Genomic DNA, 25205 nt, shown 5'->3' on the forward strand with positions numbered 1-25205 from the left:
GCCGCTTTCACGTTCACTTCCGACCGGCTCGGGCGGCTTCCCGGAACGCCCGCAGCCGCCGGTAGCAGTCCAGCCCGTCCGGCACCCACAGCCAGTCGCCGAGCCGCCGCTCCAGCTCCGCGTCGTCCAGGAAGGTGTGCCAGGCGACCTCCTCCGCCTGCGGGTTCACCGGCAGCTCGCACCTGACCCGGTAGACCGACGACCACCAGGTGTGGTGGCCGCCCTCGTACAGGAACTTGAACAGCGGCTCCGGGCGCGGGAGCCCCGAGACGCCCAGCTCCTCCTCGGCCTCCCTGAGCGCCGCCCCGTCGTAACTCTCGCCCGCGCCGACCACCCCGCCGACGAACATGTCGTAATGCGAGGGGAACACCAGCTTGCTCGCGGTCCTGCGGTGCACGAAGATCCGGCCCTCGGCGTCCCGCGCCTCGATGAAGACGCAACGGTGGCGCAGCCCCCGGGCGGTCGCCTCACCGCGCGGCGCCTGCCCCACGACCACGTCGTTCTCGTCGACGATGTCCAGGATCTCGTCAGAAGGGTTCATGCCGCCATCCAACAGCAGGACCCGCCGCCCGGCAGCAGGCCCCCGCCGGGCCCGGCGCCGCCCCGTGCTCAGTGCCGCTGGAGGCTGTGCGTACCGCGCCGCACGGGGCCCTCCGGCATCGCCGGATGCAGCCCCAGCAGCACGATGCCGGTGACGATCGCCGCGAGCCCCGCGGCCTGCCAGGCCAGCGCGCCCGCGTCCGTCCGCACCTGGTCGCCCAGGAACCCGATCCCGCAGGCGATCCCGGCCAGCGGCTGGGCCGCCGTCAGCGCGGGCAGCGACATCCGCAGCGGCCCCGTCTCGAAGGCGCTCTGCACCAGCAGCAGTCCGGTCACCCCGAGCACCAGCACCACGTACGGCTGCCAGGACGTCAGCAGGCCCGACCAGCCGCCCTCCGAGAAGCGCTCGCCGCTCACCCGGGTCAGCGCGTCCTGCAAGCCGTAGAGCAGCCCGGCCGCCACCGCGAGCATCGCCGGGGACGACCGCGACCTGCGGCGCTTGGCGATTGCGGTCAGCAGCAGGGCGAGCCCGGCCACCACCCCGACGACCAGCCAGTGCCGCAGCGGGCTCGACACCGGCTCGCCGCCCTTCGGCTCGCCCGCCACCAGGAACGCGGCGACCCCGAGGGCCAGCAGCCAGAGCCCCGCCCAGCCCTGCCGGCCGAGCCGCTGGCCGGTGCGGTGCCGGGACAGGGCCATCGCGAAGAGCAGGTTCGTCGCCAGCAGCGGCTCCACGACGGAGACCTCGCCCTTGCCGAGCGCCAGCGCACCCAGCACCATGCCGCACACCATCAGCCCGATACCGGCGAGCCAGCTGCGCACCTTCATCAGGTCGAGCAGCAGCCGGAACGTCAGATAGTCGCGCTTGGGCGCGTGCGCGGCGGCGGCCTGCTGGAACACGAAGCCGAAGCCCAGGCAGCAGGCGGCCGTCACGGCGAGCACGAGGACGAGCACCGACACGCTTGTCCACCCCACGTCAGGCCGGAGGAGGGTGATGTGTTCCGACGATAACCGCCCGCCCCGGCCGGTGCGGCGACGGCGCGGCCGACCGGGCGGATGACCGGGCGGTTGACGCGGGGACGGGCGGTGCCCAAGATCTGACGCACGAGTAACTTCGCGAGCCCCGACAAGGATGGAAACCATGGCGTACGACGCTGATGTGATCGTGATCGGGGCGGGGCTCGCCGGGCTCGTGGCCACCGCGGAGCTGGTGGACGCGGGCCGCTCGGTCATCGTGCTCGACCAGGAGCCCGAGCAGTCGCTCGGCGGCCAGGCGCACTGGTCCTTCGGCGGCCTCTTCCTCGTGGACTCGCCCGAACAGCGCCGGATGCGCATCAAGGACAGCCATGAGCTGGCCCTCCAGGACTGGCTGGGCACCGCCGGTTTCGACCGCGAGGAGGACCACTGGCCGCGCAAGTGGGCCGAGGCGTACGTCGACTTCGCGGCCGGGGAGAAACGTTCCTGGCTGCACGCCCAGGGCATGCGGTTCTTCCCCGTCGTCGGCTGGGCGGAGCGCGGCGGCTACGACGCGAACGGCCACGGCAACTCCGTGCCCCGCTTCCACATCACCTGGGGCACGGGCCCCGGCGTCGTCGCCCCCTTCGAGCGCCGGGTCCGCGAGGGCGTCGCCAAGGGCCTCGTCACCTTCCGCTTCCGCCACCGGGTCACCGGCCTCGCCCGCACCGGCGGCGCCGTCGACACAGTGACCGGCGAGGTGCTGGAACCGAGCGCCGCCCCGCGCGGGACCGCCAGCGGCCGGGAGACCGCGGGCGCCTTCGAGCTCAGGGCCCAGGCGGTGATCGTCACCTCGGGCGGCATCGGCGGCAACCACGACCTCGTACGCGCCCAGTGGCCCGAACGGCTCGGCACCCCGCCGGCCAAGCTGCTCTCCGGCGTCCCCGCGCACGTCGACGGGCTGATGCTCGGCGTCGCCGAGAAGGCGGGCGCCCACCACATCAACCGCGACCGGATGTGGCACTACACCGAGGGCATCGAGAACTGGAACCCCATCTGGGACAAGCACGCCATCCGCATCCTGCCCGGCCCGTCCTCGCTCTGGCTGGACGCCACCGGCAAGCGGCTGCCCGTCCCGCTCTTCCCCGGCTTCGACACGCTGGGCACCCTCGAACACATCATGCGCACCGGCCACGACTACACCTGGTTCGTGCTCGACCAGAAGATCATCGGCAAGGAGTTCGCGCTCTCCGGCTCCGAACAGAACCCCGACCTGACCGGCAAGTCCGTCCGCGGTGTGATCGGCCGCGCCCGCGCCGACGTCCCGGCCCCCGTGAAGGCGTTCATGGACAACGGGGCGGACTTCGTCGTGGAGCAGGACCTCGGCGCCCTCGTACGCGGCATGAACGCGCTCACCGGGGACGGCCTCATCGACGAGGACGCGCTGCGCCGCGAGATCACCGCCCGCGACCGGGAGATCGCCAACCCCTTCACCAAGGACCTCCAGATCACCGCGATCCGGGGCGCCCGCAGCTACCTCGGCGACAAGCTGATCCGCACGGCGGCGCCCCACCGCATCCTCGACCCGAAGGCCGGGCCGCTCATCGCCGTACGGCTGAACATCCTGACCCGCAAGTCGCTCGGCGGCCTCCAGACCGACCTGTCCTCGCGCGTCCTGACCGGGGACGGCACCCCGCTGCCCGGGGTGTACGCGGCCGGGGAGGCGGCCGGCTTCGGCGGCGGCGGGGTGCACGGCTACCGCTCGCTGGAGGGCACCTTCCTGGGCGGCTGCATCTTCTCCGGCCGCGCGGCGGGCCGGGCGGCGGCGCAGGCGGTCGGCTGAGGGCGGTCGCCTGCGGTCGTCGGCCGAGCGCTTCCCGGCCCCGGGCGCGTCCGTCCGGTGGGGTTCCGGGGGTGGAACCGTGGGGAGAGGCCGCTATCCGGGCATGGGAAGAAGATGCCAGGAGTAGCCGAACCCGTCATCAACCTCGTCCGGCGCACCACGGAGCCCGTGGCGGCGCAGACCCTGCGCTCCACGGGCGCCGCGGTCATCGCCTATGCCGTGGCGACCGCGACCCTGACCGAGCCCGCACCGCTGACCGCACCGCTGACCGCGCTGCTCGTCGTCCAGGTCACCCTCTACGCCACCGTCAACATGTCGGTGAAGCGTGTGGTGGCCGTCATCGTCGGCGTGCTCATCGCGAGCGGCTTCAGCGCCCTGGTCGGCATTTCCTGGTGGAGCCTGGGGCTGACCATCTTCACGGCCCTGATCATCGGCAGACTGGTCCGGGTCGACGAGTTCGTCCCCGAGGTGGCGATCAGCGCCATGCTCGTCCTCGGCGTCACCTCGCAGGCCGCGCGCTCCAGCATGGCCTGGGAGCGGGTGTACGAGACGCTGATCGGCGCCGGTGTGGGTCTGCTGTTCAACCTGCTGTTCGCCCCGCCCGTCTGGGTGGAGACCGCGGGCGCCTCCATCGACGGGCTGGCCCGCGAGATGGGGCAGATGTTCCGCGAACTGGGCAGCGACCTCGCCCGCCCGGTCACCGTCCCGGAGGCGGCCGAACGGCTCCACCGGGCCCGCCGGCTCGACCACGACATCGTGGAGGTGGACGCCTCCCTGCGGCAGGCCGAGGAAAGCCTCATGTACAACCCTCGGGTGCGGCAGGGGCTGCTGCACCGCGTGGTGCTGCGGACCGGTCTGGACACGCTGGAGATCTGCGCCGTCGTCGTCCGGGTGCTGTCCAGGACGCTGACCGACCTCGCCAAGGACCGCGGCGACGCACCCCAGTTCCCGGCCGAGGTCGCCGCCCATATGACGGAGCTGTTCGAGCAGATGGCGGGGGCCATCGAGAGCTTCTCGGTGCTCATCACGACCCCGGTCGCCGCCAGCGCCGAGGAGGCCGAGGACCGGCTCACCGAAGCGCTCGACGCCAGCCGCAGGACCCGCGACCTGGTGGCGGACATGCTGCTGGCCGCCGTCCAGGAGCACCCCAGGAAGTGGCAGCTGCACGGGGCGCTGCTCGCCGAGGTGGACCGCATCCTGGACGAGCTCGACATCGAGAAGCGCGCCGAGCGCCTGGGCCAGGAGCTCGACCGCCGCTCGGCCGTGCTGCACGAACGCCACCCCCGGCTGCTCGCGTTCCGCCGCCGCCTCGGCCTGGTGAAGGGCGCGGACCGGGAGAAGCGGACGGAGGCTTAGGGTCCGCTCAGCCGTCCACGTCCGGATCGATGCGCTCGACCACCCGGAACCGCTCGGCGACGATCATCGTCCCGTCGTCCACCGTGAACTCCGGGTCGCCGAGCGCGTCCCGCATCTCCTCGCTGTGCCAGAACCGCTCGTGGCCCGCCCGCCACTCGGCGACCGACGCATAGCCCTCGCCCTCGTCCAGCGCGTGCTGGAGATCCACGTCCGCCAGCGGCAGCACCCGGACCTCGGTGACTTCGAGTACGGCGATCTCCCGACCGTCCGAGTCGATGAGGGCGGACCGCTCACCGACCGGCGGCAGCTCCTCCTGCTCGATCTCGTACTCCACGAGCAGTCCGGACGTCGACACCTTCCGCCCGTCCAGGACCGCGGCGACCAGCTGGTCGCGCAGCGGCCCCGGGAAGGCGAGCAGGAAGGGCTTGAGCGCTTCACGGTTCGGCATGGGCGCCAGTCTGGCATCGGGCGCCATCCTGGCGCGCGGCAAAATCTGACGGGACGGTGACGCCCCGCCGCCGCCCCTGGCGCACGGGCGCCCAGAGTGCTCGAATCGGGGGGTGAACAGCTCCCCACCCGACGACGGCCCACCCGATGCCGGCCCGGACGGTGTCGGCGCCCCGGTCGGCCGCCGCGTGGTCCTGGCCATGCTGGGCCTCGGCGCCGCCGGACTCGTCGCCGCGCCCGTGCTGCAACGGACCCTGGAATCGGGCCTGGGCGCGGTCGCCGGCAAGGACCCCACCGGGCTCACCGGGCTGCTGCCCAACGGCGGCGGCTTCCGCTACTACTCCGTCGCCTCCTCCGTACCCACCAGGGGTGCCGCCGACTACCGGCTGAAGGTGGACGGGCTCGTCGACCGCCCGGCCACATACACGCTGGACGCGCTGCGCGGGATGCGCCAGACCCGTACGGTCCGGGACGTCCAGTGCGTCACCGGCTGGCGGGTGCCGGACACCGCCTTCGAGGGCGTGCGGCTCTCCGCCCTGCTGGACGCGGCCGGGGTGCGGCCGGGGGCGAAGGCCGTCCGCTTCACCTGCTTCGACGGGACCTACAGCGAGAGCCTGACGCTCGACCAGGCCCGCCGGGACGATGTGCTCGTGGCGCTGCGGATGGACGACAAGCCCGTGTCCCACGCCCACGGCGGGCCGGTGCGGCTGTACGTGGCCCCGATGTACTTCTACAAGTCCGCGAAATGGCTCTCCGGGATCACCGTCACGGACTCCGTGCGCCCCGGCTACTGGGAGAAGCTCGGTTATGACGTCGACGCCTGGGTCGGCCGGTCCAACGGCCGCGACGACGCCCCCACGGTCTGAACCCGCGGGCCGCGTGCACCGGTTCGCCCGCCCGGTACGCCTGGTGCACCGGGCCACGGCCGCGCTGACGCTGCTGTGCGTGGCCTCGGCCGCCTGCCTGTACGTGCCGCAGCTCGCCGAACTCGTCGGCCGCCGCCACCTCGTGGTGACCGTGCACGAGTGGTCCGGGCTGCTCATCCCCGTACCGCTGCTCGCGGGCCTCGCGGCGCGGCCGCTGCGGGCGGACCTGCGGCGGCTGAACCGCTTCGGGCCGCACGACCGCACGTGGCTGCGGGCGGCCCTGCGGCGGGACCGGCGGCCCGGTGCGCGGCCGGCCGGGAAGTTCAACGCCGGGCAGAAGCTGTACGCGGCGTGGATCGCCGGGGCGGTGCTCGTCATGGCCGGCACCGGGCTGCTGATGTGGTTCACCGGCTTCGCCCCGCTGGTCTGGCGCACCGCCGCGACCTTCGTCCACGACTGGCTGGCCCTCGCGGCCGGGCTGGTGCTGGCCGGCCACATCGCCAAGGCGTACGCCGACCCGGAGGCACGCCGCGGCATGCGCTCCGGGTCGGTGAGCCGGGAGTGGGCCCGCCGCGAGCACCCGCTGTGGGCACCCGGCGAGCGGGCGGACGGCCGGCTAGAGGACGAGTGACAGCAGCAGGATGAAGATCAGCGAGACCACGGAGATGATGGTCTCCATCACCGACCAGGTCTTCACCGTCTGGCCCACGTCCATGCCGAAGTACTCCTTCACCAGCCAGAAGCCGGCGTCGTTGACATGGCTGAAGAAGAGCGAGCCCGCGCCGACGGCGAGGACCAGCAGGGCCGCGTGCGAGGTCGACATGTCGGCCGCGAGCGGGGCGACCAGGCCGGCCGCCGAGATCGTCGCCACGGTCGCCGAGCCGGTCGCGAGCCGGATCGCGACGGCGATCAGCCAGCCGAGCAGCAGCGCGGGGATCGACCAGTCCTCGGAGAAGTCCAGGATCATCTGGCCCACGCCCGCGTCGATCAGCGTCTGCTTGAAGCCGCCGCCCGCGCCCACGATGAGCAGCACACCGGCGATCGGGGCGAGCGACTTCTCCACGGTGGTCGAGAGCCGCGCCTTGGTGAAGCCGGCCGCCCGGCCCAGCGTGAACATGCCGACGATCACGGCCGCGAGCAGGGCGATCAGCGGCGAGCCGATCACATCGGTGACCTTCTGGAGCCCCTGCTCCGGGTCGTCCACCACGATGTCCACGAGCGCCTTGATCAGCATCAGCACGACGGGCAGCAGGATCGTGGCGAGGGTGGCGCCGAAGCCGGGGCGGCGCTCCAGGTCCTCGGAGGGGCGCTGCGGGATCATCTTCTCCGGCGCCTTGATGTCCACCCAGCGGGCGGCGTAACGCGAGAAGACCGGTCCGGCCAGGATCACCGTCGGGATGGCGACGACCACGCCGAGGGCCAGCGTGACGCCGAGGTTGGCGTCCAGCGCGTCGATCGCGACGAGCGGGCCGGGGTGCGGCGGGATGAGGCCGTGCATCACGGACAGGCCGGCCAGGGCCGGGATGCCGATGCGCATCAGGGAGTAGTTGCCGCGCTTGGCGACGAGCAGCACGACCGGGATGAGCAGGACGATCCCGACCTCGAAGAACAGCGGCAGGCCGATGATCGAGGCGATGAGGACCATCGCCCACGGCATGGCCCGCGTGCTCGTCCGCGCCAGGATCGTGTCCACGATCTGGTCGGCGCCGCCGGAGTCCGCGAGCAGCTTGCCCAGGATCGCGCCGAGCGCGATCAGGACGCCGACGCCCGCGACGGTGGAGCCGAGGCCCGCGGTGAAGCTCGCTATCGTCTTCGCCGGCGCGGCACCGGCGAAGGAGCCGAGCGCCAGCGAGCCGATGGTGAGCGCGAGGAACGCGTGCATCTTGAACTTGGTGATGAGCAGGACGATGACGGCGATGCCCGCCAGGACGGCGATGCCCAACTGCGCGTTGCCGGCCGAGGTGATCGGTTCGACGGCGTCCGCTGCCAGCGTCTCGACGCTGAGACTGGTCACGGTGGTGGTCCTTAGCTGTCGAGCCGGCGCAACGCGGCGACGGCTCGCTGGGTGATTTCTTCGGGGGTGCCGGAGACGTCCACGGCGACGCCGGCCTCGTCGTCCTCCAGGGGCTGGAGGGTGGCGAACTGGGAGTCGAGGAGTGCGGTCGGCATGAAGTGGCCCTTGCGGCCCGCCATCCGCTCCTCGATCAGGGACCGGTCACCGGTGAGGTGGAGGAAGACCGCGCCCGGGGCCTCGGCGCGCAGCCGGTCCCGGTAGGCGCGCTTGAGCGCGGAGCTGCTGACGACCCCGCCGAGCCCCGCCCGGCCGTGCGCCCACTGCCCGATCGCGTCGAGCCAGGGCCACCGGTCCGCGTCGTCCAGCGGGGTGCCGGCCGACATCTTGGCGATGTTCGCGGGGGGATGGAAGTCGTCGCCCTCGGCGTACGGAACGCCCAGTGCGTCGGCGAGCAGGGGGCCGATCGTGGTCTTGCCGGTCCCTGCCACGCCCATCACCACGACGACGTGGGGGGTGCTCATAGCGGTGCCTCGCTGTCTCTGCGATGTCTTCCTCGACATCGGTCCGTCGCGCCACTGAAACCTATACGTACGACTTATTCAAGAGGGTGTGACATAAACGTCGTACTTAATGGCCCCGGGGGTCGCCCCGTACCCTGGGGCCATGACCACACCTGCCCAGGGGCTCCACACGCATGTCCTGGACACCCTGGGCCTGGAGATCGCCGCCGGGGAGCACCCGCCGGGCCAGGTGCTGCGCACGGACGAGCTGGCCCAGCGCTTCGACGTCTCGCGCACGGTGGTCCGCGAGGTGGTCCGGGTCCTGGAGTCCATGCACCTGGTCGAGTCCCGCCGCCGCGTCGGCGTGACCGTACGGCCCACCGAGGCGTGGAACGTGTACGACCCCCAGGTCATCCGGTGGCGGCTGGCCGGCGCCGACCGCCCCCGCCAGCTGCGCTCCCTCACCGTGCTGCGCTCCGCGATCGAGCCGGTCGCCGCCTCGCTCGCCGCCCGCCACGCCACCCCGGAGCAGTGCGCCGAGCTGACCGAGCGCGCCCTCGGCATGGTCGCCACCTCGCGCGGCCAGCAGCTGGAGGGCTACCTCGAACACGACATCGCCTTCCACCGCATCGTCCTCAACGCCTCCGGCAACGAGATGTTCGCGCGCCTGGGCGACGTGGTCGCCGAGGTCCTGGCGGGCCGCACGCACCACCAGGTGATGTTCGAGGACCCCGACCCGGCGGCGGTCACCCTGCACGTACGCCTGGCCGAGGCCGTACGCGCCGGGGACGCGGCCGAGGCGGAGCGCCTGACGAAGGAGATCGCCGTCGGCGCCCTGCACGAGCTGGACGTCCTCGCGCCCTGAGGGCGCCCGCCGCCCCGCGCGGCGTACCGTTGCCCGTGATCGATCCCGGCCACGAACCGGGAGCACCGGTCTCACTGAAGAGTCGGGAAAAGGGAGTCCACGGGAATGCCGCAGCACGTACAAGGGGTCATCGCACCGGGCAAGAACGAGCCGGTGCGCGTCGAGACGATCGTCATTCCGGACCCCGGGCCCGGTGAGGCCGTGGTCAAGGTCCAGGCGTGCGGCGTCTGCCACACCGACCTGCACTACAAGCAGGGCGGGATCAACGACGAGTTCCCCTTCCTCCTCGGCCACGAGGCCGCGGGCGTCGTGGAGTCCGTCGGCGAGGGCGTCACCGACGTCGCCCCGGGCGACTTCGTGATCCTCAACTGGCGTGCCGTGTGCGGGCAGTGCCGCGCCTGTCTGCGCGGCCGCCCCTGGTACTGCTTCGACACGCACAACGCCAAGCAGAAGATGACCCTGCTCGACGGCACCGAGCTCTCGCCCGCCCTGGGCGTCGGCGCCTTCGCCGAGAAGACCCTCGTCGCCTCCGGCCAGTGCACCAAGGTCGACCCGGAGGTCGCCCCCGAGGTCGCCGGCCTCCTCGGCTGCGGTGTCATGGCGGGCATCGGCGCCGCCATCAACACCGGTCAGGTCGGCCGCGGCGACTCGGTCGCCGTCATCGGCTGCGGCGGCGTCGGCGACGCGGCCGTCGCGGGCGCGCGACTGGCCGGAGCGGCGAAGATCATCGCCGTCGACATCGACGACCGCAAGCTGGAGACGGCGAAGTCGATGGGGGCCACGCACACCGTCAACTCCCGCTCCACCGACCCCGTCGAGGCCATCCGCGAGCTGACCGGCGGCAACGGCGCCGACGTCGTCATCGAGGCCGTCGGCCGCCCGGAGACGTACAAGCAGGCGTTCTACGCCCGCGACCTCGCCGGCACCGTCGTCCTCGTCGGCGTCCCGACCCCCGAGATGCAGCTCGAACTCCCGCTGCTCGACGTCTTCGGCCGCGGCGGCTCGCTCAAGTCCTCCTGGTACGGGGACTGCCTGCCGTCCCGCGACTTCCCGATGCTGATCGATCTCCACCAGCAGGGCCGCCTCGACCTCGCCGCGTTCGTCACCGAGACCATCGGCCTCGGCGACATCGAGCAGGCGTTCGGCCGGATGCACGACGGCGATGTGCTGCGCTCGGTGGTGGTGTTCTGATGGCCGCCCGCATCGACCACCTCGTCACCTCCGGCACCTTCGCGCTCGACGGCGGCGAGTGGGACGTCGACAACAACGTCTGGATCGTCGGCGACGACTCCGAGGCCGTCGTCATCGACGCCGCCCACGATGCCTCCGCCATCGAGGACGCCCTCGGCGGCCGCACGCTGCGCGCCATCATCTGCACCCACGCGCACAACGACCACATCGACGCCGCCCCGGCCCTCGCCGACGCCACCGGCGCGCCGATCCTGCTCCACCCGGACGACCTGCCGCTGTGGAAGCAGACCCACCCGGACCGGGCCCCCGACGGCGAACTGACCGACGGCCAGGAGATCACGGTGGCCGGCACCACGCTGACCGTCCTGCACACCCCGGGCCACGCGCCGGGCGCGGTCTGCCTGTACGCCCCCGAGCTGGCCACGGTCTTCACCGGGGACACGCTCTTCCAGGGCGGCCCCGGCGCCACCGGCCGGTCCTTCTCGTCGTTCCCGGTGATCGTGGACTCCATCAGGGACCGCCTGCTCACCCTGGACCCGGCGACCGAGGTGCGCACCGGCCACGGCGACTCCACCACCATCGGCGCGGAGGCCCCGCACCTGGACGAGTGGATCGCCCGGGGCCACTGAGGGTCCTACTGACCCGGCCACGCGGAGAGCCGCAGCCCGCTCTCGAAGCGGCGCGGCTCTCCCGTGACCGGATCGGTGAACTCCAGCACCCGGGCGAGGAGTTGCAACGGGCGCGAGAAGTCACCCGGCTCGCCGTCCGGTTGGGTCACCGGATAGACCGGATCGTTGACCAGCGGCAGGCCCAGACTGTTCATGTGCACCCGCAGCTGGTGCGTGCGCCCGGTGGCGGGCAGCAGCCGGTAACGGCCGAGCCCGCCCCGGTGCTCCAGCAGCTCGACCCGGCTCTCGCTGTTCGGCTCGCCGGCCTCCTCGCGCGCCGCGAGCACCCCGCGCTCCTTCACGATGCGGCTGCGCACCGTACGAGGCAGGGCGAGCCCCGGATCGTACGGTGCCACCGCCTCGTACTCCTTGCGCACCAGCCGGTCCCGGAACAGCGTCTGGTACGCCCCGCGCTCCCCGGGCCGCACCACGAACAGGACCAGCCCCGCCGTGAGCCGGTCCAGCCGGTGCGCGGGCTGGAGCTCGGGCAGGCCCAGCTCGCGGCGGAGCCGGGCCACCGCCGTCTCCGTGATGTGCCGACCACGCGGCATCGTCGCCAGGAAGTGCGGCTTGTCCGCGACGACCAGATGCGCGTCGCGGTACACCACCCCCACCGGGAACGGCACGGGCACCTCCGGCGCGAAGTCCCGGTGGAACCAGAGGTAGCGCCCCGCCGTGTACGGCTCATCGCCGAGGACCGGCCCCTCCGCGAACACGAACCGCCCGCCCGCGAGGAGCGCCACCACCCGGTCCGCACCGATGGCCCCGGCGAACCGGTCGAGGAGATGATCCTCGACCGTCGCCCACCGCCCGTCCGGGTCGGCGGGGAGCCGGACCCGGACGGGGTCGACACCGTCACGCTGGGAAAGCGGCGACGGCGGCGGCTTCGCGCGGCCCCTCACCGGGGGGCCCTGCCCGGCACCGGAAAGCTAATCGTTCTCATGGTGCCGGGCATCCTTTCACGGAGCCGGGGGGCCTCAGGACTCGGGAACCGTCAGCTTCTGCGGGGCGCAGCCGATGCGTTCGGCCTCCGTCGCCACGTATGCCGGGAGCAGGTCGCGGGTGAACGTGAAGCGGTTGGCCGGGCCTGCCGGGCGTAGTTGCTCCAGTACGAACACCACCTGGCCCGTCTGGCAGACCGCCCGGTACACCGCCCGGTTCCCGCCCACCTTGCCGTAGCCCCGGGTCCCCTTGACGGGGGCGCCCGAGTGCAGCGCGTCCGACGAGTAGATCTCGGCCAGCACCGGGTCGGTCACCGTCGTCAGTCGCACGGACGTCTCGTCGGAGCCGTACCCCGCCGTGCAGATCCGGGCCGGGCCGCCCTCGCCGCTGACGCGGGTCTCCCGCAGGTCCTTCCGGTACGCCGCCGGGAGGGTGAGGCCCTTGGTCCCGCAGAAGCCGGAGGTCCGGGTGGTGTCCCACTCGACGGGTGGGTGCAGATCGCGCGGTTCGCGGTACGTGCCGGAGCAGCCGAAGTCCTCGATGACGCCGTTGACCGCGTCGATCAGCGCCCCGGTCAGGGCCGCCCGGTCGCGCAGGGTGTATTCGGAGGACACCTCGAAGTCCGCCCGGCCCATGCCGATGTCCACCACTGTGGGCCCGGTGAAGTCGTCGCGCCCGGTGCACGCCTGCGGCAGCGCGATCCAGGCGCGCGACGACGAGGTCATGCCGGGCAGGCCCTCGCCGAGCGGCACCATCCCCGAGGACAGGAACTCGCTCGGCCAGTCCTGCGCGTCGGTGCCCCGGAGCCCGTCCAGCCGGCGCACGTTCACTGTCACCTGGCGGCGGGCCCGGTCGCCCTCGTAGCTCGTGATGCGGCACTGGCCGTACGAACCGGTGTCGCCCATCGGGTCGTTGAGCAGCGACTGCTCCTCCACCTCCGTCCGGCGGTCGCCGAACAGGGCGTCCATGGAACCGGAACCCAGCGAGTCCCAGCAGGGGGAGGGCCCGAGCAGCGGCAGCGTGTCCGTGCGCCAGGCGACCGTGCCCGCGCCCAGCAGGACCCCGGCCAGCGCGGCGGCGGTCGCGGCCCGCACGGTACGGCTGCGCAGCAGACGGCGGACGAGCGGGGGTCGGGGTGCCTCGGGGGCCTCAGGGGCCTCAGGGGCCTCCGGGGCGGCCGGGGTCTCCGTGTCCGTCACGGCGTTCTCCTCGCTCACGCGTCCTCACCGCTTCCGCATCCGATGCGCTGCCCCACGGACTCCACGAACCGTTCGAAGACCCGCTGGTCGGAGGGGCGTCCCCGGTCCTGGAGACCCGCCTCCACATGCCCGTAGAACACCGTCCGCCGCCCGTCGCAGCTGCGGCGCACCAACCCCTGCTCCGTGCCCTCCGGCAGGCCCTTGAACAGGGCCGTCAGACGGGCTCCGTTGGCCATCACGTACTGCGCGGACGGCTCCACGGGCATCCGCAGCTGCTTCCACACCACCGAGCACGTCTGGAGCCGGTCGGTGACCGCGCCCACCTGCTGCTGGTAGCGCGAGCCCTCGCCGTAATCGAAGGTCATGCCCGGTATCCGGCACAGCGGCGACGCCGCCGGCTCCTCGTCCTCGGCCACCGTCACCAGCGGGGAGCTGCTGCGCAGCGGCTGCGACGGCGCGCATCCCGCCTTCTCCATGCCGGTGTTGGCGGCGGCGAGCAGCATCCGGACCACATCGGGGCGCGTGGCGATCGTGAACGGCATGGGGATCTTGCCGAGATGGCCGTCGCCCGTGCTCTCGCTGCGGATCGTCACCACGGACGGCGTGCCGTCCCGGTCGCAGGACGAGGGCAGCACCAGCATGCCCCGGTCCCCTCCGACCAGGCCGTCGAGCCCGTCCGGCAGCGGGGATGCGGAGCCGTGGAAGAAGTGCGCCAGCCAGGCCCGCCGCTCCTTCGCCCCGGCGGGCACCGGCCCGTACTCCAGGGTCACCGACTCCTCGAAGGTCAGCGGCTCGTCCGAGTCGTCGTCCTCGACCGATGAGGTGACGGACACCGTGCAGGTGCCGTGCGGGCGGGCCGCCGAGGGCGCGGCGGACTGGGTGGCGCCGCGCTCGGAGCCGGACTTCCCCAGCGCCTCGTCACCGAGGAACGACGGGCCGCTGTTCTGCTCCCACGCCCCCCAGCAGTAACTGCCCCGGAACGGCCCGCTGTCCGTGGCCCACAGGACGGTGCCCGTCGCCAGCACCGCCCCGGCCACCACCCCGGCGATGACCGAGGCCCGTCGCCTGCCGACGCCCATCACATTCCCCCTTGCGAAGCAGTAAAGATCGCGCAAAGTGCCGATGCTACGACGTCACCGGTCACCCTGCGGAAGGGGGTCGCGCGGCCAACTCGGCACAGAACGGACCCGGTTGCCGATTCCGTACGGCACCGGGCCCGCCCCGGAGACCTCAGCCCCGCGCCGAGAACACGAAGGTGAACTCCGCGGGCGCCGCGTCCAGCCGGTACCCGGGCAGCACGCCCGGCCCGCACGACCCCGAGCCGATGCCCTGCACCGCATGGTCCAGGCCCACATGGACCCGGTCCCCGGCCACCAGATCCGTCAGGTGCTCCGCCGCGTCCAGCTCCTCGCCCGTCCACCGCCGCGCCGTGAACGAGAACGGCGCCCCGCCCTCCGTGCGCAGCCCGCCCCCGCCCGCGTCGGTCAGCTCCACCCACCGCACCCCGGCCCGCGCCCCGTTCTCCTGCGGCCGGACGTACGGGGTCTGCAACTCGTCCACGCCCCTGGACCACTGCCCGAGCATCGCGGCCGCGCGGGTGTCCGGATACGCCTCGCCGGGACCGCCGCCGAACCACCGCACCGCGTCGTACGCGGCGGGCAGCGCGAACCGCACACCGAGCCGGGGCAGCGGCACCCGCCAGTCGCCCTCCGGCGCCACCGACACCGTCAGCCCGAGCCGGTCCCCGTCGGCCGTCCACCGGTACACGGTCCGCAGCCCCACGTCGCGGGCGGCCGGCGCCACCCGGGTGCGCACGGTCAGCGCGTCCGCGCCCGCCTCCACGGCGTCCAGGCGATGGCGCATCCGGTGCAGCCCCCACTCCCGCCACAGCAGCCCGTACCGCTCGTCCGGCTGCCACGCGGCCCCGTTGTCGTTGTCGGTGGGCGCCCGCCACACGTCGAGACGCAGCCCCTCCACCGGGAGGTCCCCGATGCGCAGGAGCGCCCCGGTAGCCGCGTCGAAGGTGCCGGGGCCGAGCGTGACCGTGGAGCCGGAGAGGCGCGGGCGCGCTCCGGTGGCTGGGGGAGGGGCGGCCGGGGTGCCCGTCTCGCTCTGGCCCCAGGCGACCAGGTGGCCGCGCCCGGCCCAGGCTGTCGCCCCGGCGAGGACCGCCCGCAGCGTCCACAGCCCGTCGCCGGGCGGGGCGTCGAGAGCCACCTCGGCCGAGGCGCCGGGGGCGAGCGGGGGCACGGCGAGGGTGCCCGAGGCGACGAGGACGCCGTCCGCCTCGTGCGACCAGCGGAACTCCAGGTGGTCCAGGCCGGTGAAGTCGTAGCCGTTGGTGACGGTGAACGTGCCGGGCGCGGTGCCCGGGGCGATGCGCACCGGCTCGACGACCTTCTTGTACTCGGCGAGGCCGGGGGACGGGGTGCGGTCCGGGAAGAGCAGCCCGTCGCACACGAAGTTCCCGTCGTGCAGCTCTTCGCCGAAGTCGCCGCCGTACGCGAAGCCCAGCTCCGGGTGGGCGAGGCCGTGGTCGATCCACTCCCAGACGAAACCGCCCTGGCAGCGCTCGTACCGCTCGAACAGCCGCTGGTACTCGCTCAGTCCGCCCGGTCCGTTGCCCATGGCGTGCCCGTACTCGCAGAGCACGAACGGCATCGCGCGCCGCCGGGCGTCCAGCTCCGGGTCCTCCAGCGGCTCCTCGGCGCGGCGTCCGATGAGCTCCACCTCGGCGTGCGACGCGTACATCCGCGAGTACAGGTCGACGTCCGCGCACGACGGGTCGCCCTCGTAGTGCAGCGGGCGGTTTGGGTCGCGCTCCCGCGTCCACCGGGCCATCGCTCCCAGGCCGGCGCCCGTGCCGCACTCGTTGCCCAGTGACCAGACGATCACCGAGGGGTGGTTCTTGTCCCGCTCGACCATCCGGGCCGCCCGGTCCAGCAGCGCGGGCGTCCAGCGCGGGTCGTCCACCGGGTTGTTCCGCCAGTCCACCTCCGCGAAGCCGTGGGTCTCCAGGTCGCATTCGTCGATCACCCAGAGGCCCAGCTCGTCGCAGAGGTCCAGGAAGGCGGGGTGCGGCGGATAGTGGCTGGTGCGGACGGCGTTGACGTTGTGCCGCTTCATCAGGACCAGATCGCGCCGCATGGTCTCCGCGTCGACCGTCCGGCCCGTCTCCGGGTGGAACTCGTGCCGGTTCACGCCCCGGAACAGCAGCCGCCGGCCGTTGACCCTCAGGACGCCGTCCTCCACGGCGACCGTACGGAAGCCGATGCGCAGCGGGACGCGCTCGCCGGGCGTCACCAGCTCCCCGTCGTACAGCCGGGGCGTCTCGGCGGTCCACGGCTCGACCGGCAGCGTCACCGTCTCGCCCGCCGCGATGTCCAGGCCGAGCCCGGGCACCAGGACCCGCCCCTCCGCACCCTCGCACTCCACCCGCAGAGTCCCCGAGCCGGTGCGGTGGTCGTAACCGGCGTGCACGAAGAAGTCGCCGGGCGCCCCCGCCGGGCGGTGCAGCAGCGTCACGTCCCGGAAGATCCCGGGCAGCCACCACTGGTCCTGGTCCTCCAGATAGCTGCCGGACGACCAGGCGTGCACCCGTACCGCGAGAACGTTGGCACCCGGCCGCAGCAGCTCGCCCACGGCGAACTCGTGCGGCAGCCGCGAACCCTTGAAATCGCCCAGCTCCACCCCGTTCAGCCACACCCGGGCGGCCGACTCCACCCCGTCGAACCGCAGCACGCTCCCGCCGCCGTCCGGCCAGTCGCCGGGCAGCTCGAAGACCCGCAGATGGTCGCCGGTCGGATTCTCCGACGGCACCCTCGGCGGATCGACCGGGAACGGATAGACGACATTCGTGTACGCGGGTGCCCCGCCCGCCCCCTGAAGCACCCAGTGCCCCGGCACGGCGACCGCCGCCCAGCCCGAGGCGTCGAAATCCGGCCGTACGAACGAGGTGTCCTCGCCGTCCGCGCGCGGCGAGAGCCGGAAGGCCCAGCGGCCGTTAAGCGACAGTCGCCGGGCGTCGGACTCCGCGTACCAGGAACGCGGCGGCAGACAACCGGTGCCGGGGGACGGACTCTCGTACCAGGTGAGCGAGTCGGTGTCGGTGCGGCGCATGCGTCTCCTCGGTCGACGGGACCCTCCGCGATCACGCTAATGAGCGAAGAACCGGTTCACCATGGGCGGTCGGGGAGAGGACCGGTTCATCGAGGCCGAACCGCTCGCCCGCCGCACCGGGGCGGGCCGCACAACGGCACAAGCCCCACGATTCCCGAGGAATCGTGGGGCTTGTGATGGGTGTCCGAGGGGGGACTTGAACCCCCACGCCCGATAAAGGGCACTAGCACCTCAAGCTAGCGCGTCTGCCATTCCGCCACCCGGACAAGGTGTCTGTCTCGCGGGCCTCGCCCGTTCCGACGTGGAAAACCATAGCAAACATTGGAGGGTGCTCGATCACGCCCGGTCCCGTGTGAAGGGCGCATGACGAGGCGCGGGGGGCCTTGGGTGTGCGGGCGGCGCGCGGGAGGATGAGGGGGAGCACCACGGCGAGAGGGAAGGAACCAGCGTGAGCGAGAGCAATGCGGCCCGGAGCGGCTCGGGCGAGACCGCCGAGAACGAGGTGGTGGACCTCTGTCGTGACCTGATCCGGATCGACACCAGCAATTACGGCGACCACTCCGGGCCCGGCGAGCGGGCGGCCGCCGAATACGTGGCCGAGAAGCTGGCCGAGGTCGGGCTCGAACCGAAGATCTTCGAGTCCCACAAGGGCCGTGCGTCGACCGTGGCGCGGATCGAGGGCGAGGACCCGTCCCGCCCGGCCCTGCTGATCCACGGCCACACCGACGTCGTCCCGGCCAACGCGCACGACTGGACGCACCACCCGTTCTCCGGCGAGATCGCGGACGGCTGCGTCTGGGGCCGGGGCGCGGTCGACATGAAGGACATGGACGCGATGACGCTGGCGGTGGTGCGCGAGCGCATGCGCAGCGGCCGCAAGCCCCCGCGCGACATCGTGCTCGCCTTCCTCGCGGACGAGGAGGCGGGGGGCACGTACGGCGCCCGCTACCTCGTGGACAAGCACCCCGACCTGTTCGAGGGCGTCAACGAGGCGATCGGCGAGGTCGGCGGGTTCTCGTTCACCGTCAACGAGAACCTGCGGCTGTACCTCGTGGAGACGGCGCAGAAGGGCATGCACTGGATGCGCCTGACCGTGGACGGCACGGCCGGACACGGCTCCATGACCAACGACGACAACGCGATCACCGAGCTGTGCGAGGCGGTCGGCCGGCTCGGCCGGCACACCTGGCCGGTCCGGGTGACCAAGACCGTGCGGTCCTTCCTGGACGAGCTGTCGGACGCGCTCGGCACCCCGCTGGACCCGGAGGACATGGAGGCCACCCTCGCCAAGCTGGGCGGCATCGCCAAGATGGTCGGCGCCACCCTGCGCAACTCCGCCGCCCCCACCATGCTCGGCGCCGGCTACAAGGTCAACGTGATCCCCGGACAGGCCACCGCCCACGTCGACGGACGGTTTCTGCCCGGTTACGAGGAGGAGTTCCTGGCCGACCTCGACCGCATCCTCGGCCCGCGCGTCCGGCGCGAGGACGTGCACGGCGACAAGGCGCTGGAGACCGACTTCGACGGCGCCCTCGTGGACGCCATGCAGACCGCCCTGAAGGCCGAGGACCCGATCGCCCGCGCCGTCCCGTACATGCTCTCCGGCGGCACGGACGCCAAGTCCTTCGACGACCTGGGCATCCGCTGCTTCGGCTTCGCCCCGCTGAAGCTCCCGCCGGAGCTCGACTTCGCGGGCATGTTCCACGGCGTGGACGAGCGCGTTCCGGTCGAGGGGCTGAAGTTCGGCGCCCGGGTCCTGGACCGTTTCATCGACCACAGCTGACCCGCGAGGGCGTAAATCGCCAGGGTGTACGCCTCTCACCGGAACGAGTGAATGGGGCGTTCAGCTCGTAGCCCCCTTACTTCCTCCTCGTTACAGGAGGTGCGGTCCGCGGCTGGGACCGCGCTTTGCCAACTAGGAGGAATCATGATCAAGAAGATCGCCGCCGCCGCGGCTGTCACCGGTAGCCTGGTGCTCGCCGGCGCGGGCATGGCCGTCGCCGACTCGGGTGCCCAGGGTGCCGCCATCGGCAGCCCCGGCGTGCTCTCGGGCAACGTCATCCAGGTTCCGGTCCACGTTCCCGTGAACGTGTGCGGCAACACGATCAACGTGATCGGGCTGCTGAACCCGGCCTTCGGCAACGTCTGCGTCAACGACTGACGTTGCGCTTCAACCCGTAAGGGTTTGAGCCCGCTCGGCCCCGGACCGCACTCCACGCGCTCCGGGGCCGTCGGGTCCTTTGCCTCCGCACGGTAGTCCGGGGGTACTCCGGAAGGTAGAAGGCAGGAAACACCTATGCGACAGGTCACGCGAAACGGCCTGATCACCATGGCGGCCGCGGGTGGCGTTCTCGCCCTCGGCGGCGGCTACGCGCACGCCGACGCGGGAGCGGTCGGCGGCGCTTCGAATTCCCCGGGGGTGGTTTCAGGGAATTCGGTGCAGATCCCGGTCAGCGTGCCGGTGAACGTCTGCGGAAACTCCGTGAGCGTCGTCGGACTGCTCAACCCGGCCGTCGGAAACGCCTGCGGAAACGGTTCGGACGGCGCGTCCGCCGGCCGCTCCGGCGCCGCCTCGGGCACCTCCGGCAACCACGCCGGCAACCGGTCGTCCGACGACCGGACGCGGGGGATGAAGCCGGGCACCGGAAAGCACCGGGCCGGCGGCGGCAACGGCGGCGGGGCCACCGCCCAGGGGACCACCCAGGGATCGCCCGGTCTGCTCTCGGGCAACCAGATCCAGGCGCCCATCGACATTCCGGTCAACGTCTGCGGCAACAGCATCGACGTCGTCGGCCTGCTGAACCCGGCGATCGGCAACACGTGCGAGAACGAGAGCACGCCGCCGGTCGACGTTCCGGAGCCTCCTCCGGTCCGCCACGTCACGCCGCCGACGCCCGAGAAGCCCACTCCGAACACGCCGGAGCCGCAGACCGTGCCGGAGGCGCCGCAGCTCGCCCACACCGGCGCGGGCGGGCTCGACCTGCTCATTCCGGCCAGCGCGGGCCTGCTGCTGGCCGGCGCGGGCACGGTGCTCTACCGCCGCGCGAAGGCCGCCGCCTGACGGCAGCGCTGCACCGGCGAGCACGCAGAGCAGGAAACGGGCCCCGCGATCGCGGGGCCCGTTTCGTGTGCTCGGACGTTCTGCGGCCGGTCCTTCCGGCTCACCACGTGGCCCGTAGCTGACGGATGATCCGGCGGCGCAGCCGCACGCGGCGGCTGCCGTCCCGGCGCAGCGTCAGACGGTCCAGTTCCCAGTGCCCGTACTCGGCATGGTCGGTCAACAGGCGGGCCGTGTCCTTCCGGGACACCCCGCGTGGCACGTACACATCGACAAATTCGTATTCCGGCATCGAATCCATTGTGCGGGCAAGGCCCCGGTACGGATAGCGTCTGCCTCATGTCTGATGCTGCGCAGCCCACCGCTGCCGAGGTACGCGCCGCCGCCGATGCGGTCAAAGCCGCGATCGACCACCACCTCGCGGCGGTCGAACGCCGGTCGGGGGACGATGATCCCGCTGTCTACGACGCGTTCAACGCACTGGCCGCCGCCGCCGAGGTCTACGACGAACTCCTCTACGACCGCCACGACGAGGTCACCCCGTTCGAGATCCCGGGGGAGCAGGACGCCCTGCCGCCCTACAACGGACCCGACGAGCCGCACGCCCTCAGCGTGCTGATCCGCCGCGACTACGCGGTGGTGGAGCCCCAGCGGCTGCTGGCCCAGGCCCAGCGCCTCGCCGACGCCGACCCGGACGAGCGGGAGGACGCCGGGGCGGCGCTCGTCGGCAACAGCGTGCACGCGGCGCTCGGGGTGCTCTTCGGGGAGTACGAGGCCGACGAGATCGCCTCCCGGCACACGGAGTTCGGCCTGGAGGAGGGCGACTCCACGCTCTGGGTCGCCGCGGCGGACGAACTCCCCGATCCGGGGGAGTGGCTGGCCGCCCCGTTCGACGACGCCGACCCTGAGCTGGTGGTCTGCCGCTTCGACGTCAGCGCGGTCTTCGACGACGACGACCTCGATGACGACACGGAGGGACCGGGGCACCCCGCCGGCTGACCGCCGCAGCCCCCGGAGGGCCCCCACGGACGCGCCAGGCGTACGCGGGGGCCCTCCGGCCGTCTCACCGCTCCGCGGGCTCCTGGGCTTCCTGGGACGCCTCCAGCAGGGCCCGCAGGCGCGTGCTGCGCTCCTGGGCGGGCACCTCGGCCACCGCGCGCGGCAGGGCCTGGTCGACGCCGTGCACCACGGAGAGATGGCGCTCGCCCCGGCCGAACGCGGTGTAGACCCACGGCCGGCTCAGCCCGCGCGCTGCGTCGCCCGGCAGTACCACGACGGCCGCCGGCCACCGCATCCCGGCCGCCTGGTGGGCACTGAGCGCCCACGCGTGGCGCACCGAGTCCGCCACCTGCTCCTGCGGTACGACGACGGGGGTCCCCGCACAGTCCAGGTGCAGCCCCTCCGCGTCCGCCGACACCACCACACCGGGCACCGTCCGCCCCGGCGCCGGGACATGGGCGACCCGGTCGCCCGGGTCGAACCCGCCGAAGCGGCCGGGGCCCGGGTTGAGCCGCTGCTTCAGGGCCTCGTTCAGCGCGCGGGTGCCCGCCGCGCCGCCGTGGCCCACCGTGATGACCTGGGTGTCCTCGGACGGCACCCCGATGGCGCGCGGCACCGAGTCGGCGACGAGCTGCACCGTGCGGTGCACCGCCTCGCCCGCCTCCCGGACCGGGACGATGACGACCTCCTTGCCGGGCGCCGCCACCTGGTTCAGCTCACCGATGCCGATGCCCGAGACCAGCTCGCCGATCGGTCCGGCGTCCGGGGTGCGGGAGACGACGCGGGGGCAGGCGCGGGCGGCCAGCACATCGGCGAACACCTGCCCGGCGCCCGCCGAGCCGAGCACGCCCGGGTCGCCGCTGAGGACCAGGCGGACGCCGTCGGCCAGGGACTCCACCAGCATCGCGGCGGTCTCCACGTCCAGCTGGGGCGCGTCCAGCACGACGAGCAGGTCGAGCGCGAGCGCGCCCTCCTCGTCCCGCCCCGGCCCCTCGGCGCCCGACAGCAGCCCGGCGAGCGTGACGGCCGCCTCCGGGGCGCCGATGTCCTCGGCGAGCCTCCGGCGGCCGTCCACACTGTGCGCGGCGCCCAGGGCGCGCAGGCCGAGCCCCCGGGCGGCGGCGATCAGGGCGGCCGGCTCGGCCCGGGCCGCCTCGCCGCCCGTGTGCGCGACGAGGCCGTGGGCGGCGGCCGCGCGGATCAGCTCGGCGGCCGAGGGGGAGGGCGCGGCGGCGGACGCCTCCGACCAGTCCGCCTCCTTGTCGCCGCCGTTGACCAGCCGGGCCAGCCCGTCGGCGAGGCTCTCCTCCGCCAGGGCGTACCGGTCGAGGCCGAGGAGCACGGGGCCCGGAGCGACGGCCTCGGCCGCCTCCTCGTCGCCCTGCTCCTGCTCCTCCGGACCGTCCTGGAAGACCAGCACGACGCCCTCCGCGACGGCGTGCTGCACGGCTGCCTCGGGGTCGCTCACGCCCCGGCCGGCCAGCGCCTCGCGCACCCGGTCGGCGTCCAGCGCGGTGTGGCCCCGGAGCGCGGCCTGCTCCAGGACCCAGCCGGTCAGGGCGGCGGTGCGGCGCTCGTCGTCCGGGCCGGCCGCCGCGCCGAGCAGCGCCCGGGCGAAGCCGTCCGCCTGGTCGGGCCCGACGCCGGGCAGGGCCAGCAGCTGCCAGGGGTCCTCGCGCAGGAGCTCGGCGGCCCGGTCCCCGAGCAGCGCTGCGGCGGACCGGCCCAGGGCGGCGGGGGCACCGCCGGCGGCCAGCACGGCCGCCACGGCGGTGACGCTCTCGGGCGAGGCGGCCCGGGGTGCGGGGGCCTGTTCCCGCACCGGGGCGGGGGCGGGGGCCGTCGTCGTCCGGCGGGCGGGCGCCGGTGCGGGCGAGTCGTAGAACGCGGTGGCGGGCTTCTGCCCGCCCTCCACGGCCCGGACGGCCGCCAGCAGATCGGCGGCGGTCCCGCTCAGCTTCCCCCCGGCCTCGATGGGCCCGTCCTTCTCGGCCTTCCGCTTCTCGATCCGCTCCCGCAATTCCCGCTGAGCGGCGATCTCGGCCTCGGCCTCGGAAAGCGCGGGGGCGCCTCCGGCGCCGGCCTCCGGACCGGGGGCCCCCTCCGGCGCCTCGCCCGCCACGGCGTCGGCCGCAGGCCCGGTCCCCTCGCCGTCCCCACCGGCCGAGGCACCCTCGTCGGCCCCCGGCTCGCTCGCCGGGTCAGCGGGTGCGCCCATGCCGGCCACAGCATCGGCATCGGCCTCCGCGCCGTCGTCGGCCGCCGGCCCGGCCCCGTCGCCGTCCGTACCGTCCGAGGCGCCCGCGTCCGCTCCGGTGCTCCGGCCGCCCGCGTCGGCCGCCGCGCTGCCGTCGGCCGAAGGCCCCGCCTCCTCGCCGTCCGAGGCGCCCGCGTCGGGCTCAGCGCGGGGGCCGTCGTGCGCGTCGTCGCCGTCCGGCGCTTCGTCCGCCGCCGCGCCCGCGCCGGCCACGGCGTCGGCCGCCGGGCCGACCTCCGGCTCGCTCGCCGCGTCAGCGGTTTCGTCGGTGGCCGGGGGGCCGGGGGATTCTCCCCGGGGTAGCGCGGTCACAGCGTGCTCCAGTCCTGGTCGGGATAGCGGTGCACGGGCGCCGACACATCGTCCAGCGCCTGGCAGATCTCGTCAGGAAGACTAAGCGTCTCCACTGACAACGCCTCCGTCAGCTGCTGCGCGTTGCGCGCGCCGACGATCGGAGCCGCGACCCCGGGCCGGTCCCGGACCCAGGCCAGGGCGACCTGTACGGGCGTGGTGGCCAGCCCGTCGGCGGCGGTCGACACCGCGTCCACGATGCGGCTCGCCGCGTCGTCCAGATACGGCTCGACGAAGGGGGCGAGCAGTTCGGACGCGCCGCGCGAGTCGGACGGTGTGCCCGTGCGGTACTTGCCCGTCAGCACGCCCCGGCCCAGCGGCGACGAGGGCAGCAGCCCGACACCGAGGTCGAGCGCGGCGGGCAGCACCTCGCGTTCCACGCCGCGCTGGAGCAGCGAGTACTCCATCTGCGTCGCGGCGAGCCGGGTCCGCGTCCCGGGCGCGGCGAGCTGCCAGGTCGCCGCCTTCGCGAGCTGCCAGCCGCAGAAGCCGGACACCCCGGCATAGCGGGCGCGCCCGGAGGACACCGCGAGGTCCAGCGTCTGGAGCGTCTCCTCCAGCGGGGTCTCCGGATCGAACGCGTGGAGCTGCCACAGGTCCACGTAATCCGTGCCGAGCCGGCTCAGCGAGGCGTCGAGCGCCGCCAGCAGGTGCCCGCGCGAGGCGTCGACCCTGCGGTACGGGTCGGCGACGCTGCCCGCCTTGGTCGCGATGACCAGGTCGCGCCTGGGCACCAGGCCGTCCACGAGCTGCCCGAGCAGATACTCGGCCTCGCCGCCCCCGTACACATCGGCCGTGTCGACCAGCGTGCCGCCCGCCTCCCAGAACACCTTCAGCTGCTCCGCAGCGTCGTGCTCGTCGGTGTCCCGGCCCCAGGTGAGGGTGCCGAGCCCGATCCTGGACACACGAAGGCCGGTGCGGCCCAGATGCCTCTGCTCCATGGGCGCTGAGATTACAACCGGCGTGGGGCGGCCCCCTGCCGGATCAACTTCCCGCGCGCTAGAGTCCGGAACTCAGGGACGTTACTGATCGGTAA

Annotated in this window: 23 protein-coding genes and 1 tRNA gene; 11 read left to right on the plus strand and 13 right to left on the minus strand. The window is 73.2% G+C overall.

Annotated elements, in window-relative coordinates; translation table 11 throughout:
- Positions 1 to 13: 13 nt before the first annotated feature.
- Both ACIQZN_RS28365 and ACIQZN_RS28370 read right to left on the minus strand, forming a co-directional pair.
- Positions 14 to 541 carry an NUDIX hydrolase gene (locus tag ACIQZN_RS28365; RefSeq protein ID WP_403999591.1) on the minus strand — a complete coding sequence of 176 codons (528 nt, stop codon included), beginning with the start codon at positions 539 to 541 and terminating at the stop codon, positions 14 to 16.
- Positions 542 to 609: 68 nt separating this feature from the next.
- Complete coding sequence (locus ACIQZN_RS28370) at positions 610 to 1500, minus strand: DMT family transporter (RefSeq protein WP_403999594.1); 891 nt, start codon at positions 1498 to 1500, stop codon at positions 610 to 612.
- A gap of 181 nt (positions 1501 to 1681) precedes the next feature.
- Between ACIQZN_RS28370 and ACIQZN_RS28375 the strand changes: the two genes are divergently transcribed.
- Together ACIQZN_RS28375 and ACIQZN_RS28380 are read left to right on the plus strand one after the other, a co-directional pair.
- Positions 1682 to 3337, plus strand: a complete 1656-nt coding sequence (locus ACIQZN_RS28375; protein WP_403999597.1) for an FAD-binding dehydrogenase — start codon at positions 1682 to 1684, stop codon at positions 3335 to 3337.
- Positions 3338 to 3451: 114 nt separating this feature from the next.
- Positions 3452 to 4693, plus strand: a complete 1242-nt coding sequence (locus tag ACIQZN_RS28380) for an aromatic acid exporter family protein (protein WP_403999600.1) — start codon at positions 3452 to 3454, stop codon at positions 4691 to 4693.
- Between the two features lie 7 nt (positions 4694 to 4700).
- Here ACIQZN_RS28380 and ACIQZN_RS28385 read toward each other — a convergent pair whose 3' ends face one another.
- On the minus strand, positions 4701 to 5141 hold the full coding sequence (locus ACIQZN_RS28385; RefSeq protein WP_403999603.1) for an ASCH domain-containing protein: 441 nt from the start codon (positions 5139 to 5141) through the stop codon (positions 4701 to 4703).
- Between the two features lie 112 nt (positions 5142 to 5253).
- Between ACIQZN_RS28385 and ACIQZN_RS28390 the strand changes: the two genes are divergently transcribed.
- Positions 5254 to 6006, plus strand: coding sequence for a molybdopterin-dependent oxidoreductase (locus tag ACIQZN_RS28390; RefSeq protein ID WP_403999606.1), 753 nt, complete (start codon positions 5254 to 5256; stop codon positions 6004 to 6006).
- 13 nt (positions 6007 to 6019) lie between these two features.
- Complete coding sequence (locus ACIQZN_RS28395) at positions 6020 to 6637, plus strand: cytochrome b/b6 domain-containing protein (protein WP_403999609.1); 618 nt, start codon at positions 6020 to 6022, stop codon at positions 6635 to 6637.
- Here ACIQZN_RS28395 and ACIQZN_RS28400 read toward each other — a convergent pair.
- Positions 6623 to 8020: a GntP family permease gene (locus ACIQZN_RS28400; protein WP_403999612.1), complete on the minus strand. Its 1398-nt coding sequence runs from the start codon at positions 8018 to 8020 to the stop codon at positions 6623 to 6625. The two genes, ACIQZN_RS28395 and ACIQZN_RS28400, sit on opposite strands and share 15 nt — an antisense overlap.
- An 11-nt stretch (positions 8021 to 8031) precedes the next feature.
- On the minus strand, positions 8032 to 8541 hold the full coding sequence (locus ACIQZN_RS28405; RefSeq protein WP_365686364.1) for a gluconokinase: 510 nt from the start codon (positions 8539 to 8541) through the stop codon (positions 8032 to 8034).
- 142 nt (positions 8542 to 8683) lie between these two features.
- On the opposite strand from ACIQZN_RS28405, the gene ACIQZN_RS28410 reads away from it, so the two are divergent.
- The 3 genes from ACIQZN_RS28410 to ACIQZN_RS28420 all read left to right on the plus strand — a co-directional run bounded on the left by ACIQZN_RS28410 (position 8684) and on the right by ACIQZN_RS28420 (position 11205).
- Positions 8684 to 9385, plus strand: a complete 702-nt coding sequence (locus ACIQZN_RS28410; RefSeq protein ID WP_403999615.1) for a FadR/GntR family transcriptional regulator — start codon at positions 8684 to 8686, stop codon at positions 9383 to 9385.
- A 105-nt stretch (positions 9386 to 9490) separates the two neighbouring features.
- Positions 9491 to 10576 carry an S-(hydroxymethyl)mycothiol dehydrogenase gene (locus ACIQZN_RS28415; RefSeq protein WP_403999618.1) on the plus strand — a complete coding sequence of 362 codons (1086 nt, stop codon included), beginning with the start codon at positions 9491 to 9493 and terminating at the stop codon, positions 10574 to 10576.
- On the plus strand, positions 10576 to 11205 hold the full coding sequence (locus ACIQZN_RS28420; RefSeq protein ID WP_403999621.1) for an MBL fold metallo-hydrolase: 630 nt from the start codon (positions 10576 to 10578) through the stop codon (positions 11203 to 11205). The genes ACIQZN_RS28415 and ACIQZN_RS28420 overlap by 1 nt, the downstream gene beginning before the upstream one ends.
- Positions 11206 to 11210: 5 nt before the next feature.
- On the opposite strand, the gene ACIQZN_RS28425 is transcribed toward ACIQZN_RS28420, so the two are convergent.
- From ACIQZN_RS28425 to ACIQZN_RS28445, 5 genes are all read right to left on the minus strand, one after another.
- Positions 11211 to 12146, minus strand: coding sequence for a pseudouridine synthase (locus ACIQZN_RS28425; protein ID WP_403999624.1), 936 nt, complete (start codon positions 12144 to 12146; stop codon positions 11211 to 11213).
- A gap of 75 nt (positions 12147 to 12221) precedes the next feature.
- Positions 12222 to 13385 (minus strand): hypothetical protein, encoded by a 1164-nt coding sequence (locus ACIQZN_RS28430; RefSeq protein WP_403999627.1) that lies wholly within the window; start codon positions 13383 to 13385, stop codon positions 12222 to 12224.
- 14 nt (positions 13386 to 13399) lie between these two features.
- The gene (locus ACIQZN_RS28435) at positions 13400 to 14464 is read right to left on the minus strand and encodes a hypothetical protein (RefSeq protein WP_403999630.1); all 1065 of its coding nucleotides are present in this window, start codon (positions 14462 to 14464) and stop codon (positions 13400 to 13402) included.
- A gap of 151 nt (positions 14465 to 14615) precedes the next feature.
- Positions 14616 to 17504, minus strand: a complete 2889-nt coding sequence (locus ACIQZN_RS28440; protein WP_403999633.1) for a glycoside hydrolase family 2 TIM barrel-domain containing protein — start codon at positions 17502 to 17504, stop codon at positions 14616 to 14618.
- A 181-nt stretch (positions 17505 to 17685) separates the two neighbouring features.
- Positions 17686 to 17770 (minus strand) — tRNA-Leu (locus tag ACIQZN_RS28445).
- Positions 17771 to 17952: 182 nt separating this feature from the next.
- Between ACIQZN_RS28445 and ACIQZN_RS28450 the strand changes: the two genes are divergently transcribed.
- The 3 genes from ACIQZN_RS28450 (at position 17953) to ACIQZN_RS28460 (ending at position 20565) form a co-directional block, all read left to right on the plus strand.
- Positions 17953 to 19287 (plus strand): M20/M25/M40 family metallo-hydrolase, encoded by a 1335-nt coding sequence (locus ACIQZN_RS28450; protein ID WP_403999636.1) that lies wholly within the window; start codon positions 17953 to 17955, stop codon positions 19285 to 19287.
- Between the two features lie 144 nt (positions 19288 to 19431).
- A complete protein-coding gene (chpH, locus tag ACIQZN_RS28455) occupies positions 19432 to 19665 on the plus strand; it encodes a chaplin ChpH (protein WP_403999639.1) in 234 nt (77 codons plus the stop codon).
- 135 nt (positions 19666 to 19800) lie between these two features.
- On the plus strand, positions 19801 to 20565 hold the full coding sequence (locus ACIQZN_RS28460; protein WP_403999642.1) for a chaplin: 765 nt from the start codon (positions 19801 to 19803) through the stop codon (positions 20563 to 20565).
- 100 nt (positions 20566 to 20665) lie between these two features.
- Here ACIQZN_RS28460 and ACIQZN_RS28465 read toward each other — a convergent pair whose 3' ends face one another.
- On the minus strand, positions 20666 to 20854 hold the full coding sequence (locus ACIQZN_RS28465) for a DUF5703 family protein (protein ID WP_018103708.1): 189 nt from the start codon (positions 20852 to 20854) through the stop codon (positions 20666 to 20668).
- A gap of 47 nt (positions 20855 to 20901) precedes the next feature.
- Here ACIQZN_RS28465 and ACIQZN_RS28470 point away from each other — a divergent pair, with 47 nt between their 5' ends.
- Positions 20902 to 21561, plus strand: a complete 660-nt coding sequence (locus ACIQZN_RS28470; protein ID WP_403999646.1) for a hypothetical protein — start codon at positions 20902 to 20904, stop codon at positions 21559 to 21561.
- Between the two features lie 64 nt (positions 21562 to 21625).
- On the opposite strand, the gene ACIQZN_RS28475 is transcribed toward ACIQZN_RS28470, so the two are convergent.
- Both ACIQZN_RS28475 and ACIQZN_RS28480 read right to left on the minus strand, forming a co-directional pair.
- Positions 21626 to 23779: a helix-hairpin-helix domain-containing protein gene (locus ACIQZN_RS28475; RefSeq protein WP_403999739.1), complete on the minus strand. Its 2154-nt coding sequence runs from the start codon at positions 23777 to 23779 to the stop codon at positions 21626 to 21628.
- Between the two features lie 347 nt (positions 23780 to 24126).
- Positions 24127 to 25110, minus strand: coding sequence for an aldo/keto reductase (locus ACIQZN_RS28480; RefSeq protein WP_403999649.1), 984 nt, complete (start codon positions 25108 to 25110; stop codon positions 24127 to 24129).
- Positions 25111 to 25205: the final 95 nt, after the last annotated feature.

Origin of the sequence: Streptomyces sp. NPDC097595 (assembly GCF_044761525.1) — a bacterium.
GTDB lineage: Bacteria > Actinomycetota > Actinomycetes > Streptomycetales > Streptomycetaceae > Streptomyces > Streptomyces drozdowiczii_A.